15 protein-coding genes are annotated in these 16293 nt (G+C 51.8%); 3 read left to right on the forward strand and 12 right to left on the reverse strand.

The window, feature by feature from the left end:
* The first annotated feature begins 99 nt into the window (after positions 1–99).
* Positions 100–1335, forward strand: coding sequence for a hypothetical protein (locus ACFE8Q_RS03360; RefSeq protein ID WP_375443938.1), 1236 nt, complete (start codon positions 100–102; stop codon positions 1333–1335).
* 107 nt (positions 1336–1442) lie between these two features.
* On the opposite strand, the gene ACFE8Q_RS03365 is transcribed toward ACFE8Q_RS03360, so the two are convergent.
* From ACFE8Q_RS03365 to ACFE8Q_RS03375, 3 genes are all read right to left on the reverse strand, one after another.
* Positions 1443–2351, reverse strand: coding sequence for a TIGR01777 family oxidoreductase (locus ACFE8Q_RS03365; protein WP_375443939.1), 909 nt, complete (start codon positions 2349–2351; stop codon positions 1443–1445).
* 95 nt (positions 2352–2446) lie between these two features.
* Positions 2447–3004 carry a hypothetical protein gene (locus ACFE8Q_RS03370; RefSeq protein WP_375443940.1) on the reverse strand — a complete coding sequence of 186 codons (558 nt, stop codon included), beginning with the start codon at positions 3002–3004 and terminating at the stop codon, positions 2447–2449.
* A gap of 22 nt (positions 3005–3026) precedes the next feature.
* Positions 3027–4166 (reverse strand): ATP-binding protein, encoded by a 1140-nt coding sequence (locus ACFE8Q_RS03375; RefSeq protein WP_375443941.1) that lies wholly within the window; start codon positions 4164–4166, stop codon positions 3027–3029.
* A gap of 149 nt (positions 4167–4315) precedes the next feature.
* Between ACFE8Q_RS03375 and ACFE8Q_RS03380 the strand changes: the two genes are divergently transcribed.
* Both ACFE8Q_RS03380 and ACFE8Q_RS03385 read left to right on the forward strand, forming a co-directional pair.
* Positions 4316–5617, forward strand: a complete 1302-nt coding sequence (locus ACFE8Q_RS03380; protein WP_375443942.1) for a glycosyltransferase family 4 protein — start codon at positions 4316–4318, stop codon at positions 5615–5617.
* An 84-nt stretch (positions 5618–5701) separates the two neighbouring features.
* Positions 5702–6478, forward strand: coding sequence for a glycosyltransferase family 2 protein (locus ACFE8Q_RS03385; RefSeq protein WP_375443943.1), 777 nt, complete (start codon positions 5702–5704; stop codon positions 6476–6478).
* Positions 6479–6563: 85 nt separating this feature from the next.
* Here the strand turns inward: ACFE8Q_RS03385 and lon are convergent, their stop codons facing one another.
* From lon to ACFE8Q_RS03430, 9 genes are all read right to left on the reverse strand, one after another.
* Positions 6564–9083, reverse strand: a complete 2520-nt coding sequence (lon, locus tag ACFE8Q_RS03390; RefSeq protein WP_375443944.1) for an endopeptidase La — start codon at positions 9081–9083, stop codon at positions 6564–6566.
* 156 nt (positions 9084–9239) lie between these two features.
* Positions 9240–9809: a DUF6702 family protein gene (locus tag ACFE8Q_RS03395; protein WP_375443945.1), complete on the reverse strand. Its 570-nt coding sequence runs from the start codon at positions 9807–9809 to the stop codon at positions 9240–9242.
* Positions 9809–11131, reverse strand: a complete 1323-nt coding sequence (gene rseP, locus ACFE8Q_RS03400; RefSeq protein WP_375443946.1) for an RIP metalloprotease RseP — start codon at positions 11129–11131, stop codon at positions 9809–9811. Before rseP ends, ACFE8Q_RS03395 begins: the two co-directional genes overlap by 1 nt.
* 223 nt (positions 11132–11354) lie before the next feature.
* A complete protein-coding gene (locus tag ACFE8Q_RS03405) occupies positions 11355–12530 on the reverse strand; it encodes a 1-deoxy-D-xylulose-5-phosphate reductoisomerase (protein ID WP_375443947.1) in 1176 nt (391 codons plus the stop codon).
* Positions 12527–12919 (reverse strand): HEPN domain-containing protein, encoded by a 393-nt coding sequence (locus ACFE8Q_RS03410; protein WP_375443948.1) that lies wholly within the window; start codon positions 12917–12919, stop codon positions 12527–12529. Before ACFE8Q_RS03410 ends, ACFE8Q_RS03405 begins: the two co-directional genes overlap by 4 nt.
* Positions 12916–13275 (reverse strand): nucleotidyltransferase family protein, encoded by a 360-nt coding sequence (locus ACFE8Q_RS03415; RefSeq protein ID WP_375443949.1) that lies wholly within the window; start codon positions 13273–13275, stop codon positions 12916–12918. Before ACFE8Q_RS03415 ends, ACFE8Q_RS03410 begins: the two co-directional genes overlap by 4 nt.
* 9 nt (positions 13276–13284) lie before the next feature.
* A complete protein-coding gene (locus ACFE8Q_RS03420) occupies positions 13285–14781 on the reverse strand; it encodes a GH3 auxin-responsive promoter family protein (RefSeq protein ID WP_375443950.1) in 1497 nt (498 codons plus the stop codon).
* Positions 14782–14829: 48 nt separating this feature from the next.
* A complete protein-coding gene (locus tag ACFE8Q_RS03425) occupies positions 14830–15603 on the reverse strand; it encodes a metallophosphoesterase (protein ID WP_375443951.1) in 774 nt (257 codons plus the stop codon).
* Between the two features lie 101 nt (positions 15604–15704).
* The gene (locus tag ACFE8Q_RS03430) at positions 15705–16088 is read right to left on the reverse strand and encodes a TraR/DksA family transcriptional regulator (RefSeq protein WP_375443952.1); all 384 of its coding nucleotides are present in this window, start codon (positions 16086–16088) and stop codon (positions 15705–15707) included.
* Positions 16089–16293 lie beyond the last annotated feature (205 nt).

Raw genomic sequence — 16293 nt, forward strand, 5'->3', positions numbered from 1 at the left:
GAGCGGGACCTGTTACACAATTTTTTGGGCCTTCAAATCGAGGTTTCTCAAAAGCGGCTGCTTGATTTCAATATATTTACAAAGCAAAGGCTTTTAACAATGTCGAACAAGTTCAATACAAACGCACTCAACGAATACAGTAAGTCGTATGCCCGGCGGGTCACGGCTGATTTTTATCATGCTAATCCCACAATCAATGGCAAGCAGATTCTGAACCTTACGCCCGTAAATCAGATCAATTTATTCGTTGTCAGCAGCTTATTCGATAAGTGGAAAGGAGAAACCGAAAAGTTTCGCAGTCCCTTTTTTGATTTTAGCAGCCCGGAAGTAGAAGAGGCACTTCGTTCGTTCATGAATGTGGTGTCGCAACATATCGCGGTTCGCCGCGAACACCTCGAACCGCTACTGGCCGATGCCACCAAACGCACATTGATTGCCCTTTTTGATCCCCGTTATTATTACGACGATCAGCTTCGTAACCAGCCGGATTTTACGCTGACTGCCGAAAACCTGCGCCATCTGGTTCGGTATACCCAGATCAATAAATTTATTCCGGTGGCGCTGGAACAGCGGCTCAACGGGCGTCCATTTATTTACGTAAATCAGGCGCTGGGTTACCTGGATGAAATTATGACGCAGCGCGTTCAGGAACTCGAACGGCCCGAGAAGTATGTAGAAATGTTCTCGGAGAAAGTGGTGATGGATCTATCGACATTATTGCGCGGACAGGCATTGGAAAATTACAACTCCCCTTCGGCCCGTTCGTTTTTTGATCTTGACGAAGAAACCCCAACTCCGAAAGCGGCACCAGCCCCCCCTCAGGTAACGGTTAGCGCCCCGCCAACGCCGCCACCGGTTGTCGAGCCTGCTCCGGTTGTTGTGCCCGCTTTGGTCGATAAAGAACCTGCCGAGTCAAGATCGGTAGCGTTGAATGGTAACTCTGGCGGCTATTTCGCTGGTTATCAGGAAGCCCCAACGGCACCCAGCAACCAGCCGAGCGTGTTGTCGGTCGATACAGAAGCGCCTGCATTGTCGCTGAATACATCACAAGCAACATCTACAGACGGTGTGGCAACGCTGGGTGATTCGCTCCAGAAAGCAACGCACGGCAGTCTGGCTAAAGGCATTTCGCTCAACCAGAAATTCCGGTTTATCAATCAACTGTTCAACGGCAGTGCCGATGCTTATAACGAAGCCGTTGCTGAACTCGATCAGGTGACCAACTACGGCGAGGCCCTCGACCTGATTTCATACCGCTATGCCAACCAGTTTATGTGGAATATGGAGAGCGATGAGGTGACCGAACTGGTGGAAATTCTGAAAAGGCGGTTTTAAAGAGGCGATCATACGGAGTTACCCCAGAGTTTCCTTTTCTCTAAACTGAGGATAAACCTCCGTGTAACTCTGTGGCACCTCTGGGTAACTCCGTGTTATAGCTCTTTTTAATTTAATAAGTCTTCTAAGGCTTTGCGCAGGTCCGGGAATTTGTACTGGAAGGCAGTTTCATCGGTAACGCGGCGGTTAAGCACGTAGTTGCCGCCCAGTACGGTGATAGCCATTTCGCCAAACATCAGTTTGATCACGAAAGCCGGAATATTAGGCATGATCTGCGGTTTGTCGAGCACCTTCGCGATCAGGTGCGTAAGGTCGGCATTGGTGACGGGCTGAGGCGCTACGCCGTTGTACACGCCGTTCCATGCGCTGTTTTTCATCGCTTCGATGAACAAGCCACAGAGGTCGTCGATGTGTATCCACGATATGTATTGATTGCCTGATGCAATCGGCGCGCCAACGCCCAACTTGATCGGCTGCACCAGTTTAGGCAACGCGCCACCATCCATAGTGAACACAACGCCCGTACGAATCTTGACGGTACGAATACCCAGGGCCGCCACCGCGTCTACCGACCGTTCCCAGGTACGTGTCACCTGCGCCAGGAAATCGGAGCCGGCCGGGCTATTCTCGCGCAGGGGGCGGTCGCCACTATCGCTGCCATAATACCCAATAGCCGATGAAGAGATGAAGCTCTTTACATGATGTTGCGTGTCTTTCAAGGCGCTCGCCAGCAAGGCCGTCGACTGCGTGCGGCTATCCAGAATTTCGCGTTTTCGATCGTCGGTCCAGCGGCTGTCGGCAACACCTGCGCCGGCCAGGTGAATAACATGGTCGGCGGTTTGTATGGCCCGGATATCGAGTTGCGCCTTAGGTACGTCCCAAATATAGGTTTTAACGCCGGTATGTTCCTGGGCTGAACGGCTCAGGTACGTAACCGTATAGCCCTGTTGTTGAAGAAGTTGAGTAAGTCGGCGGCCAATTGTGCCCGTTCCGCCCGTAATAAGAACAGTTTCCATGTCAGTGAATAGTTATCAATGAACAGTTATCAAAGGCCAGGCCAGACAACGTACTTAAGCAACGCTGATAATTGATAACTGTTCACGGCTACTTGTCATTGTCTCCACTCCGTTGGCGTATCCAGTTGCCGGGCGTAGTGAGCCGCGGCGCTGTTGTAGACGTACCTGAGCAGTGTGTTCATGTCTTCCTCGAATTCCAGGTAATAGTCGGGGTCGAGTTTGTTCAGCTTTTTCAGGATGGCGTCGGTCCGTTTGGCCACGTAGATCGCGCATTTTTCGGTCCGGCTGCTGAGGCGTTGCAACAGATCGGCGTGGTTGTCGAAGAAGCTCTTGAGCATGTGAATGGTCAGGTCAACTTCGCCATACGTATCCTTCGTCACCTTTACATGCCGGGTAATATAACCGCTTACCGTACGCATGTCCATCATCATCCAGGCGGGTGAATCCTGGCTGAGTATGGCCGTCCGGTTGGTCAGGTCACGAATCAGTTGACGCCGGTAATCGAGGGTCGTTTTTTGTTCAACCAGTTCGTAGTCAAGCTTTTCGGTCAGAATCGGGTCTTTGGCAATAAGTTTAAGCAGCAACTTATCTTTTTCTTTATCTGGCAGGTACGTTATGGCTCGTTTCAGATCGGGGCTTAGGGCAACGGGCATAGGAGTGAAAAGTAGCCTGAAGCTACCGTTTTATCAACCGTGTGAAGGTGAGCGAGAGATCGAGCAGAATCATTTTGGCGCGGGCGTTTCGTTCGAGGTGGTAGGCTGCCTCGTTCAGGTCGCCAACCATACGTTCGATCAGGTCGGGTTTCAGCACTTTTCCGAAGTTACGAACAAAATTAAGCTCATCGTCGGGAAGGCGTAGTAGCTGTTCGGCTCCCTGCTGCCAGAGGAATAAATCGCGGCAAAGGCGCAGGCTGTAGTCGAACAGGTTCTTCTGGCGTTCTTTGGGAATCTTGTCAAATTCGTCGGCCTGTTTCACCAGCCAGGTCAGGTCCTGCCGATAGCAGGCGCGCATCCAGTCGGCAAACCAGGTGTGCTGGCTGCTACCGGCCAGTTCGTCTGCTTTCGATTGCCCGAGTAGCAACGCCTGCGCCATGTCGCCATCACTGAGGTAAGCAATGCGGCGGGCCTTCGTTTCGTCGAAATTAAGCATCTGCCTCAGGTACGTGGCTACCTCCGTATCCGTAAAATTACGGACCGGTACACGCTGGGTACGTGACAGAATGGTGATGAGCAATTTGTCGGGCTGGTTGGTGACGAGCAGGAACAGCGTTTGTTCGGGGGGCTCTTCCAGCACTTTCAGCAAGGCATTGGCGGCCGTTGCATTCATGTGTTCGGGTAGCCAGATCAGCATCAGCTTATACGCGCCTTCATACGCTTTCAACGACAACCGTTGCAGGATATTCCGGGCTTCTTCGGCCGAAATATTTGCCTGTTTGTTGTCGCCTTCGGTGGCTCCCAGCCAGTCAGTCAGTGTTCGGTAGGGGTTGTTTGCCAAGAACTTACGCCATTCGGGAAGGAGTGCTTCACTGTTATTTTTGCCCTTGATGTTTACCACCGGATACACCATGTGCAGGTCGGGGTGCACGAGTTTAGCCGTTTTAATGCACGAGGCACATTGGCCACATCCGTCTGTTTGTGCGGGGTCATTCAGGCGGGTTTCGCAGTTAACGTAGGTTGCCAGGGCCAACGCGAGCGCTAAGTTGGCACTGCCCGTTCGCCCGTCGAAAAGCAGGGCGTGGGCAAGGTGGTTGGTTTGAACGGCCCGCACCAGAGTTGCTTTGGTGTCGTCGTGGCCAATAATATCAGAAAACAGCATTGTGCTACGAAGATACCATTGAAAGGGGTTTTGACAGGATTCACATGATTTTCAGGATTTCTTTTGCTCCCCGATTCTAGTCTGTGCAAAAGAAATCCTGAAAATCATGTGAATCCTGTCAAAAAAAGAACCCTGTCGAGGCGGTATCTTTGTCATTCACCGTTTACTACCGAATTCCGTTGCGTGTCGTTCATTTAAATACGTACCAGACCACCGGCGGGGCTGCCGTTGCTGCTGGTCGGCTCAACCGGGCGTTGAACCAGATTGGGGTCGACAGCACATTGTTGGTGCAGGAAGCGACCCGGCCTGAAGCCGATGTGGAAGCGCTGGCAACCAGTTTTTTAGCCAAAAAAATGGCGTTTGCCCGGTTTGGCGGCGAGCGCCTTGCTTTTCTGCCTTTCGAGAAAGACAAGTCGGTTCGTTTCCAGTTTTCGCCCGCCGTTACGGGTGTTGATCTGACCTACAATTCGTTGATTCGTCAGGCCGATGTGCTGCATCTACACTGGGTTAATTTCGGTTTTTTTTCGGTCGAAGGCTTGGAAAGCCTGATGCGGCTGGAAAAGCCCGTGGTCTGGACTATGCACGACATGTGGCCGTTTACCGGCGGTTGCCACCACAGCGGCACTTGCGAAAACTACCAACGTACCTGCGGAAACTGTGTGCCTTTTTTACGCAATCCCGGTCCCGGCGATTTGTCGCATCAGGTGTGGGAACGGAAGCGGAAAGCGTATTCGTCGGCGCATCTGGTGCCTATTGGCTGCAGTGAATGGCTGGCTAACCGTGCCCGCAAAAGTGGCCTTTTTCGCCCCTTTTCTGTATTGAATATTCCGAATCCGATTGATACTGACTTGTTCTCACCAATCGACAAGGCCGAAGCGCGCCGGGCGCTGGGTTTACCAACCAACCGGCGATTGATCCTGTTTGCGGCGGCAAAAGTGAGCACTGTTGGTAAAGGATTTACGTATTTTCAGCAGGCGCTGCATCAACTTCATAGCCAGTTGGAGAATCCTCGCGAGGTTGAACTGTTGATTTTCGGAGCGGGCGATAAAGGACTGCTTCATGAGTTGCCGTTTCAGTACCATTTTCTGGGACCGTTGAGCGATATGACTAAGATCAGTCAGGCCTACAATGCCGCTGATATGTTCGTGATTCCATCGCTGGCTGAGAACTTACCCAATACGATTATGGAATCGATGGCCTGTGGTACGCCTGCGGTTGGCTTCGAGGTAGGTGGTATTCCCGAAATGATTCAACATCGCGAATCGGGTTATCTGGCGCAGTATAAATCGGCCGAAGACCTTAGCGCGGGCATTAACTGGCTGCTGAGCCTGTCGCCAAACAACTATGCTGCCATTGCCCATGCCGCCCGGCAACATGTACTGGCGCATTACGATGAGGCTGTAGTGGCCAGTCAGTACGCGGGTCTGTATGCTCAATTAGTGAAGGAGTGATTCGTGGCACCGAAGCTCCAGCTTCGGTAGTGGCCTTTCGGGTTATTGACTACCGAAGCTGGAGCTTCGGTGCCACACGTTTTTATGATCTCCATCATTACCATTACCCACAACGCCGAACGGTTTCTGGAACGCACAATTCAGAGCATTGTAGCGCAGGAGGGTGTTGTGTTGGGCGCTGACTACGAATACCTGGTGGTTGATGGAGCGTCGACGGATGGTACACTGGCACTTGTTCAGCAGTACGAAAGCGGTATTTCGCGCTGGATTTCTGAGCCGGATAAGGGGTTGTATGACGCCATGAACAAAGGCCTACACATGGCTACGGGCGATTACGTCTGGTTCATGAATGCGGGCGACGAACTCTATGATCCGCAGGTTTTGACACACCTACTCCATCAGGTACGTTCCTCCAGGCCTGACGAATCGGCTGATGTGTATTATAGCGACGCTCTGTTCGTGAATGAGGATGGCTCACCGGTTGGGTTGCGGAGTCAGGTAACGCCGCACACGTTGCCAGCAGGTGTCTCCGATACGTTACGCTGGCAGGACATGGCGCTGGGCATGAAAGTGAGCCACCAGGCGTTTGTTGCCCGCCGCGACATCGCGCCCGATTATCCACTTACCAACCTCAGCGCTGATCTGGATTGGGAAATTCGCTGCCTGAAAGCCGCCAAACGTGTTGAACAACTCCCATTTTTGCTGTGTCGCTACCTCGTTGGCGGGTTGTCGAAGCAACAGCATCGCCGCTCACTGACTGACCGGTTCAAAGTGTTGAGCTGGCATTTTGGTCTGTTTCCAACCTTATGGAATCACGCCCGCATTGTGTGGCGGGCGGTTAGACGGAAAGTAGGGGCGTAAAAAAGCCTATAAGGTCTGAAAAGAAACCTTATAGGCTTGGAAATGTACCGCGGACTGGGCGTCCTCGACTGAAGTCCGCGTTACGCTAATTCAGTACACCAACTTTCTCTGTTGCGACTGGCTCCGCTGTTTTCTCTTCCGGCAACACAAACCGCAACGGTTTGCTCACCTGTTGGGGCAGCAGCGCAATATCGAGCACCTGACCAACGGTGTCTACGTAGTGGAAGGTCAAATCTTTCACATAGGCCGGGTTGATCTCTTCGATGTCTTTGCGGTTCTTCACGCACATGATGATTTCTTTCACGCCCGCTCGGTTTGCCGCCAGGATTTTCTCTTTGATGCCACCAACCGGCAGCACTTTCCCACGAAGGGTTACCTCTCCCGTCATGGCCAGGTAAGGCCGAATCTTACGCTGTGTGAAAATCGAGGCCATTGATGTGACCATCGTGATACCGGCCGACGGACCGTCTTTTGGCACCGCGCCCGCAGGTACGTGTACGTGCAGGTCGTAGTTGCTGAAAATTCGGTAGTCGATGCCAATTTCGTCGGAATGGGCTTTCAGGTAAGAGAGTGCCGTCATCGCCGACTCTTTCATTACATCGCCCAGTTGGCCCGAGAGTGTCAGTGCGCCTTTTCCCCGGCTGAGGCTGCTTTCGATCAATAGGATTTCACCGCCAACCTGTGTCCAGGCGAGGCCAGTCACGATACCGGCAATGTCATCGTCGGAATACAGGTCTTTGTCGAAAATTTCGGCCCCAAGCAGCTTGGGTACGTCGGCGGGCTTTACCAACTGATTGTAGGGCTCCTCCATGGCGATCGACTTGGTAGCCTTACGAACCATAGCGCCGATCTTCTGCTCCAGATTCCGCACGCCCGACTCACGGGTGTACCCTTCGATGATGCGCAGAATTGCTTTATCGTCGAAGGCCAAATCTTTCGTTTTCAAACCATGCTCCCGACGTTGTTTCGGAATCAGGTACTTCTTGGCAATCTGTACTTTCTCTTCTACGGTGTAGCCCGTAATGTCGATGATCTCCATCCGGTCGCGCAGGGCGGGGTGAATGGTATCGAGCGAGTTGGCAGTGGCGATGAAGAGGCACTTAGAGAGGTCGAACTCAACATCGAGGTAATTATCGACGAACGTTGAATTTTGCTCAGGATCAAGCACTTCCAAAAGGGCAGACGATGGGTCGCCCCGGAAATCGCTGCTCACTTTATCGATTTCGTCCAGAATAAATACCGGGTTCGAGGTGCCGCATTTGCGAATATTCTGGATGATCTTGCCCGGCATGGCGCCGATATACGTTTTGCGATGACCGCGAATCTCGGCTTCGTCATGAACGCCGCCAAGTGCCATCCGGCTATATTTACGGCCCAGTGCTTTGGCAATCGACCGGCCCAATGAGGTTTTACCCACGCCGGGGGGACCATACAGGCACAGGATCGGCGCTTTCATGCCGTCGGTGGCCCGCTCGCTTTTCAGCTTCAGCACGGCCAGGTACTCCAGCACCCGTTCTTTTACTTTTTCCAGCCCGAAATGGTCGCCGTCGAGGATTTTCTGCGCCCGTTTCAGGTCGAAATTATCTTTCGAGAAGTCGTTCCAGGGCAGGTCTACCATCAGTTCGATGTAGTTCATCGTGATGGGGTATTCCGGGGCCATCGGGTTGCTGCGTTGCAGCTTGCTCATTTCCTTATCGAAATGATCTTTCACCGCCTTTGGCCAGTGTTTTTTGCTGGCCTTTATACGCAGTTGCTCCAGTTCGCGGTCGGGATTGTCCATCCCCAACTCGTCCTGAAGCACCTTCATTTGCTGACGCAGGTAATAATCGCGCTGTTGCTGGTCGAGGTCGAGCGTGGCTTTGCTCTGAATTTCCCGTTTCAGTTCCAGTAACTGCACCTCCTTCAGCATGTATTCGAGCAGGAGCTGGGCCTGCTGTACACCTTCCAGTTTTTCCAGAAGCATCTGTTTATCAGCTACATCGGCGTTGATGTTGGATGATAAAAAGTGCAACAGGAACATGGGGCTTTCAATATTGTCGAGCGCAATGCGGGCTTCCTGTGGAATTTCGGGATTTAACCGAAGAATCTTGTAAGCAGCTTCTTTAATAGTCTGCAACAGGGCTTTCCCCTCCTTCTTGGTCGCGTTGGGAAACGAATCGTCAATCTGCCGCACGGTAGCCGTCATGAACGGATCTTCCTGCGTTATCTTGTTGATCTCGAAGCGTTTCTTTCCCTGAATGATAATGGTAATATTACCATCGGGCAGCGTTATCATCTTGATGATGTAAGCTACCGTACCAATATTATAGAGATCATCGGGAGTGGGCTCGTCTTTTTGCTGACTGTTCTGCGCCACTACACCAATGATACGACTGCCTTTGTAGGCTTTCTTGACCAGACGCACTGATTTCTGCCGTCCTACGGTAACGGGGACAACCATACCCGGAAACAACACCGTATTGCGAACGGGTAGAATGGGTAAGTTTTCGGGCACTTCGTATTCCACGTCGTCGTCGTCAGGAGAGCCGAGCGGAATCATTTCTATGTTATCTAGGTCGGTATCTGCCATAAACAGACCGGTAGTTAAATCATTTGGAAAAATCATAGGCGTTCCTGCCAAAGTGGCAGTAAGTAACGTATTGAGTGGGGTAGTACAGGCTCGAGGAAGCGGAAAGGTAAGTTGGGCAATGAGTGTGCCAACCGAACTTTACTCCGAATATGTCCGGGTATCAGCCGCGGCAATGAAGGTAGCCGATTTACTTTAAAGCGATACTGCCTGTACCGGTTGATTGTTTCGGAACACCACTGTTTTCTTCTGCTGCTGGTACTGGATGTTTATTAAATTAACCTGATCGCTAAACACATCCATTAATATATCCTGCTTTATCACTATGTTTTTAAATGGATCAGGTCCACCGGCAGGCATCTCTATATATACCCAATGAGCGTCGGATTCCTGCTCGTAGCCAACGTATGTATACGGTTTCGGTTTACGCTGTGCATCAGCAACAACGAAATGCTTACGAACATACCGTTCAAGTAATTGATCAAGCTTTGCCGGGCCACCAAACTGGACCAGTTTTCCGCCATTTTCGTGTGTTAAGGCCGTTTCCAGATCATCGGTAAACATACGGATGCTAATCTCGACCGTTTGCGACTTCGCCTCGAACTGCATCTGGGTCAGGCTCGTATGGAAGTCATGCCATCGGAAAGCGACCAGCGTTACAGCCATGACCAGGAGTAGCAGGAGGGGTAAAAAAACGGAATGTCGGATGCGCTGATTGCCCATCCGACACTGATTAACAGGATATTCCAGTTTTTTTAAACGCATTATTTAAAGAAGATATCATTTAAAAAGGCAAAGGCCATCAACCCCAATAGAATCACCATGCCCACTCGCTGTGCGCCTTCCACGAATTTATCAGACGGCTTACGGCCCGATACCATTTCGTACAATAGCATACTCGCATGACCACCATCGAGGGCCGGAATAGGCAGGGCGTTCATGAAAGCCAGGGCCATTGACAAAAGTCCCGCCAGTGACCAGAAGCGTGTCCAGTCCCAGACACCGCCAAACATTTTAGCGATACCTACGGGACCACTGATGGCTTTTGAAGGCGATACTTCCCCTTTGAAGATTTTAGCGAAGCCCCGGATGTTATCATAGATGACGCCGAATGCACGCTCGGTCCCCTTTGCTACGGCTTCTCCGAACGTGTAATCAACATGTGTTTCTTTCAGCAGTGAATTCGGGAAGAAGCCAATTGTTCCCTCATTTGACACCACTGGGCGGATAGTTAACGCCTGATTGCCGCGTTGTAGCCCCAGCGTAATTGCCTTGCCTTTGTTGGCCCGAACTACCTCCTGCACTTCGTGGAAATAGGCGGTTGGTTTACCATTGACGCTCGTGATTCGGTCGCCTGTTTTCAAACCGGCTTTCTCGGCTTCCGAACCCAGTTGCACCTCAGCAATGTCGAAAGGAAAAATAGGCGCAATAAACTGGCTTGCTGTTTCCTTACTCGAAAACTTCTCGGCCAGGTTGTTGGGTACGTCGATGCGGATACGTTCCAGGCTACCGCTGGCATTAGGTCGCTCAACGGTGTAATAGCTGTTGTTCCCCAGTAATACGTCGGGGCTGGTTACATCGGCGAGGTTATCGAAGGGTTTGCCGTTGATTTCAACGATCCGGTCACCGGTTTTCAGGCCGATCTGCTTGCCGTATTCCAGCGCTACAATGCCATATTTAGCGTCCTGCGTGGCAATGTACGTGCTACCCAGGCTGTACATCAGCGCCACAAAAATGGCAATACCCGTAATGACATTGACGATGATACCACCCAGCATCACTATGAGGCGTTGCCAGGCTGGTTTGGCACGGAACTCATACGGCTGCGGGGGCAGGTGCATCTGCGCCGTATCCAGCGACTCATCGATCATCCCCGAAATCTTCACGAATCCACCCAGCGGAATAGCACCAAGGCCATATTCTGTATCGCCTTTCTTAAAACTAACGACTTTGGGCGGAAAGCCGATGAAGTATTGCTCTACGCGCATACCAAACATGCGGGCGGCTACCAAGTGCCCCAATTCATGAAGGCCTACTAAAATTGACAGGGCCAGCAAGAGCTGACCAACCATGATTACTGTTTCCATCTATTACTTTATAATACCGGATGGTGGCACAGGCCAGCCAACGTTGATCTGTAGGGGCGACCCTTCGTGGTTGCCCGCTTTCGGGCCGACGAGACCGCCTGTAACGCGTTATTGGCAGTTCGCTTCTGCACGCTATTAGCGGTCCTATCGGCCCGAAAGCGGGCAACCACGAAGGGTCGCCCCTACAGATCAACGTTGGTCGACATAGCCAACGTCTTAATTTCTAAACAAAAGTACCAATCTTTTCGGTCGCAATCCGGCGGGTTTCTTTATCGGTGGCTACGTAGTCGGCGTAGGAAGGGTTGGCTACGAACGAACTATGTTGCATGGCGGCCTCGATGACGTCGGAAATGCCGAGGAAGCTGACCCGATCATTGAGGAATGCGTCGACGGCTATTTCGTTGGCTGCGTTGATGATACAGGGCATATTGCCGCCCCGGTCCAGTGCGTCGAAGGCCAGTTGCAGATTCCGGAACGTACCCAGATCGGGCTGCTCGAAAGTCAGCGACGGGTAATTGGCGAAATTAAAACGCGGGAAATCTGATTTTAGCCGATTGGGGTAGCCAAGGGCAAACTGGATGGGTAGTTTCATGTCGGGCAGGCCCATCTGCGCTTTCAGGCTACCGTCTTCAAACTGCACCAGCGAATGCACGATACTTTGCGGATGCACTACCACGTCGATCTGATCGGGTCTCAGGTTGAACAGCCATTTGGCTTCGATCACCTCCAAGCCCTTATTCATCAGCGTGGCTGAGTCGATGGTGATCTTTGCGCCCATTGTCCAGTTGGGGTGTTTCAGGGCCTGCGCGCGGGTCACCGTTTCCAGGTACGTCCGGTCGCGCCCCCGGAACGGCCCACCCGACGCCGTGAGGATAATTTTCTCGATCGGATTATGAAACTCCCCGACAAGGCACTGGAAAATAGCCGAATGCTCGGAATCGACGGGGTAGATATTGACGCCCCGTTCGGCCGCCATGCGCGTGATGAGTTCACCCGCGACCACCAGCGTTTCTTTGTTGGCCAGGGCAATGGGCTTGCCGGCTTCAATGGCTTTGATCGTTGGCAACAGCCCGGCATAACCAACCATTGCCGTCAACACCATATCGACCGTTTCCATTTGTACCACTTCGGCAATGGAGTTTAATCCGGCGTATACCTTGATATGGATCGGATCAAGAGCCGCGAAAACGGTGTTGTAGCGCGACTCGTCGCAGATCACCACCACGTTGGGACGTACCTGACGGGCCTGTTCAATCAACAGCTCGGCGTTGTGATTGGCGGTAAGTACTTCCACCTCGAACTCATCAGGATGGGCCAGTATCACCTCAATGGCTTGTGTACCAATAGAGCCGGTAGAGCCCAGAATGGCAATGCGGCGTTTGGGGTTCGGATTCGTCATTCAAATAAATCAGCAGACCGTAAATAGGCTTTTATTTTATCAATTACATAAACAGCATCGCTCACAGATTTTTGAGCATCGTCTAATACGATCAGGTCATCAAAATCGTAATCTGCTTTTTCGCGTAGATCCTCCCTTTTCGCCAGAATTGCACTTAGTGGCCGGGGAAGTTTGCCATTTACAAAATAAAGTTCGTACAGCTTGGCCTGTAGGCCTTTGTGCGTCTTCGCAAAGACACCTTCGATAAAGAGTAATGTACGAAACGCGTCAAACATGGCATAATAGGCCCTATTGATGGTGTCCGTCAGATGACCCTGTGACAATAGTAATTGCGCCGACTCCAGCTTGTCATCTGCTTTGTCGATCAATTTCTTAACGCGTTCCTTCACAGTTCAATGCCATCTTTATGGACAAACATGAGAAGGAAAGTGTCTGCTCGCTCATAGTGATCTGCCAGGGTCGCTACGATAGAAACTTTGACCTGATCCCGTAGAAGGCGCGGGTAGGTAATGTCGAATAATGCCTCTCTCTTCAAGTCATCTACTGATGAGCCTACAACGACTGGCATAATGTCGATATCTGATTCGGTATGAAAGTCGCCCCGCGCATAAGAACCGAAAAGGATTAATTTCTGAAGCTTATCGCCGTAAAGATGGGCGAGTTCGCGCTTCAACTGAGTCAACACCGCCTGAATGTGCTCAGGTACGTGGGCTAGCCGATTAGAGGTTGTTACTTGCGCTTCCATAACTCAAAGCTAACGCAATACCTGCAAAAGCCCGTCGGCGAGGGTGCGGTCATTGCTGAGGCGGGGGACTTTGTTCTGCCCGCCGAGCTTGCCCTGACTTTTCATGTACTGCTGAAACGCGCCGCGTGGCAGGGCCGTTAGCTTTAACGGTTGCAGAATAGACCCGCTGATGAGATCGTCGTAATACACATTGAGTTTGGCCAGATACGTATCCAGATCGTGCACAAAGCGCGCTGTATCTCGGGGGACTTGGCCAAACTCGATCAGCCATTCGTGATACGGAAGCCCTTCGGATGGGCTCACCATCGGAGCCACCGTGAACTCAACGACCTCCGTTTCGGGCTGTTGCTGCATGGCGTAGTGCAGCGCTTTCTCTACTTCTTCGCCAATGACGTGCTCGCCAAACGCCGAAATAAAGTGCTTGATACGTCCCGTAACCACAATCCGGTGAGGATTTCGACTCACAAACTTCACGGTGTCGCCCAGCGAGTAGCCCCACAGACCCGCATTGTTGTTGATGATGACGGCGTAATTTTTACCCAGCTCAACCTCGTCGATGCTCAGGCGGGGTGGATTTTCGGCGAAATACTGGTCGGCGGGAATGAACTCGAAGTAGATGCCGCTATCAGCCAGCAACAGAAGTCCCTCGGCGGTTTGCGAATCCTGGTAAGCAATGAAACCCTCCGAGGCTGGGTACGTCTCGATGCTGTCGATACGCTTGCCGATGCTCTCGAACAGCCGGTCGCGGTAAGGCGCGAAGTTCACTCCGCCGTAGACGAAGACCGAGAAGTTGGGGAATACGTCTTTTATGGCCTTGCCCGTTCGCGCCTGAATACGGTCGAAATACATCTGCACCCAGGGCGGAATCCCCGAGATCAGCGACATGTCTTCGGCCAGCGTTTCGTCGATGATGCGGTCGAGTTTGGTTTCCCAGTCGTCGATGGTATTTGTCTCATAGCTCGGCATCTGATTTGAACGCAGATAAGCCGGAATGTGGTGATTGACGATGCCCGACAGCCGCCCGGTATGAATGCCTGCTTTCTCGTCTAGTTCGGGGCTTCCCGACAGAAAGATCAGTTTTTTGTCCAGAAAGGCCGAATTGCCTGTCTCATCAACGTAGCAAAGCAGCGCGTCACGGGCCGAATTGATGTGATTGGGCAGCGATTCGGCTGTAAGGGGAATGTATTTGGTGCCCGACGTAGTGCCCGACGTTTTGGCAAAATAGGCCGGTTTGCCGGGCCAGAGAATATCGGGCTCGCCGTGGGTAACGCGCTCGATATAGGGCTTTAGCACTTCGTAATCCCGAATAGGCACCGCCTGCCGGAAATCGGCCTGGGTACGTATGTCGGCGAAATGATGGTCGCGACCGAACTGCGTCTGGCCTGCCCGATCGACCAGTTGCCGGAACCAGCGTTGCTGTGCGTCGCCGGGCTGTTCGCGCCACGATTGTTGCCGTTGCCGAACCCAGCGGGCCAGTGGTTTACTGAAAGTTGAGCGAATTCCCATACAAACGCAAAGGTACGGTTTTGGCCGATTTGGGTGGCGGGTAGCTGACTACAGCGTAATCATTGCTGGATTTCGGTAATCATGCATCTCGTTATTGGTGTAGTACCCCAGCATATTACTCACCAGGCAGGTATCGCCAAGCTGAAACGCCGGTTTATTAGCATGACTGTGGCCGTATATCCAATAGGCTGGTTTGGTGTCGAGAATAAAGTCATCGAGGTTAGTGGCGAAGCCTTGTTCAAGCAAGCTACCAGCATGCCTCGAATGAACGCATTGCATTGAGGGTAAATGGTGCGTAACAACTACCGTTGGTTCACTAACGGGTTTGGCCAACTCCGAACGCAAAAAATCCAGCGACTGACCATGCAGATCGCGCGTGTAAACGGCGGGATGCAGACGCTTCCCCCGGTAATTGATTAGCTGGAAATCGGCCATTCCCCGTCCGATGGCATACTCGTTCTCCTGGTCGATATGGCTCCAGAGCGTTGAGAAGAGAAAGCGTACGCCGCCGTAGGTACGTGCCACATTATTAAGCAAAAACACGTTGGGGTGTAAAGCCTCCTGAAGCGGTTGGTCTAGGAGTCGGGCGTCGAGGCTGCGGTAGAACTCGTGGTTACCGGGAATGTAATATACCTGCTTAAACTTCTCTGCTAAAGTCCTGAAGAACGCTTTCTCCAGTTTTCGCGATCTGTAGTAAGCCAGGCTTGTGATGTCGCCCGCCAGAATAAGTACATCACCCACGGCCTCAATCGGATTCTTCAGCAGATAAGCTGCATTCTCGGGGAATTCGAGATGAAGATCCGAAACATACTGAATGGTCATGGGGATAGAATAATACAGGCACTGACTCAACCGGCACGTAGTTTCCACGCCGGGTAAGTTCAGTGCCTACACGTTTTTTGCTGCCAGAACAACAGCCTTATTTATGACCGGCGAAGCTTGGCTTCAATGGTTTGCTGCGTATGTGGCACAGCCCGAAGCCGTTCTTTAGGAATTAATTTGCCGGAATCGATGCAGATGCCGTATGTTCCATTTTTGATCCGCACCATAGCTGACTCCAACTGGTTGGTGAACTTTTGCAGGCGAGCAGCTAACTGACTTAGGTTTTCGCGCTCACTGGTGTCGGCACCATCTTCCAGTAATTTCGAGTTGCCCGACGTATTGTCGGTGCCGCTGTCGTTCCGCTTGCTGAGGGCTTCCTTAATGTAGTTCAACTCACTACGGGTTGCCTCCAGTTTTTGCGAGATCAGCACCTGAAACTCTTTCAAATCTTCTTCCGAATAACGCTTTTTCTCTTCCTGAACCATTTGTTGGTTGTATTGATATGGCTGGTATTGCCCGGTGAATACCACAACAAAAATACAATGCTGTGCGCGTCTTTTCAACAAAACATACGACCACTCAAACTTTTTCAGAAAACTTACTCAGTTGATTTTTCGTAGAATAGCAAACCAATATTTTGAAAAATGCTCAATCGATGCTGAACTATTCGGCTAAACCATGTACACGGCG

This window comes from uncultured Fibrella sp. (assembly GCF_964250085.1).
Classification (GTDB): Bacteria; Bacteroidota; Bacteroidia; order Cytophagales; family Spirosomataceae; genus Fibrella.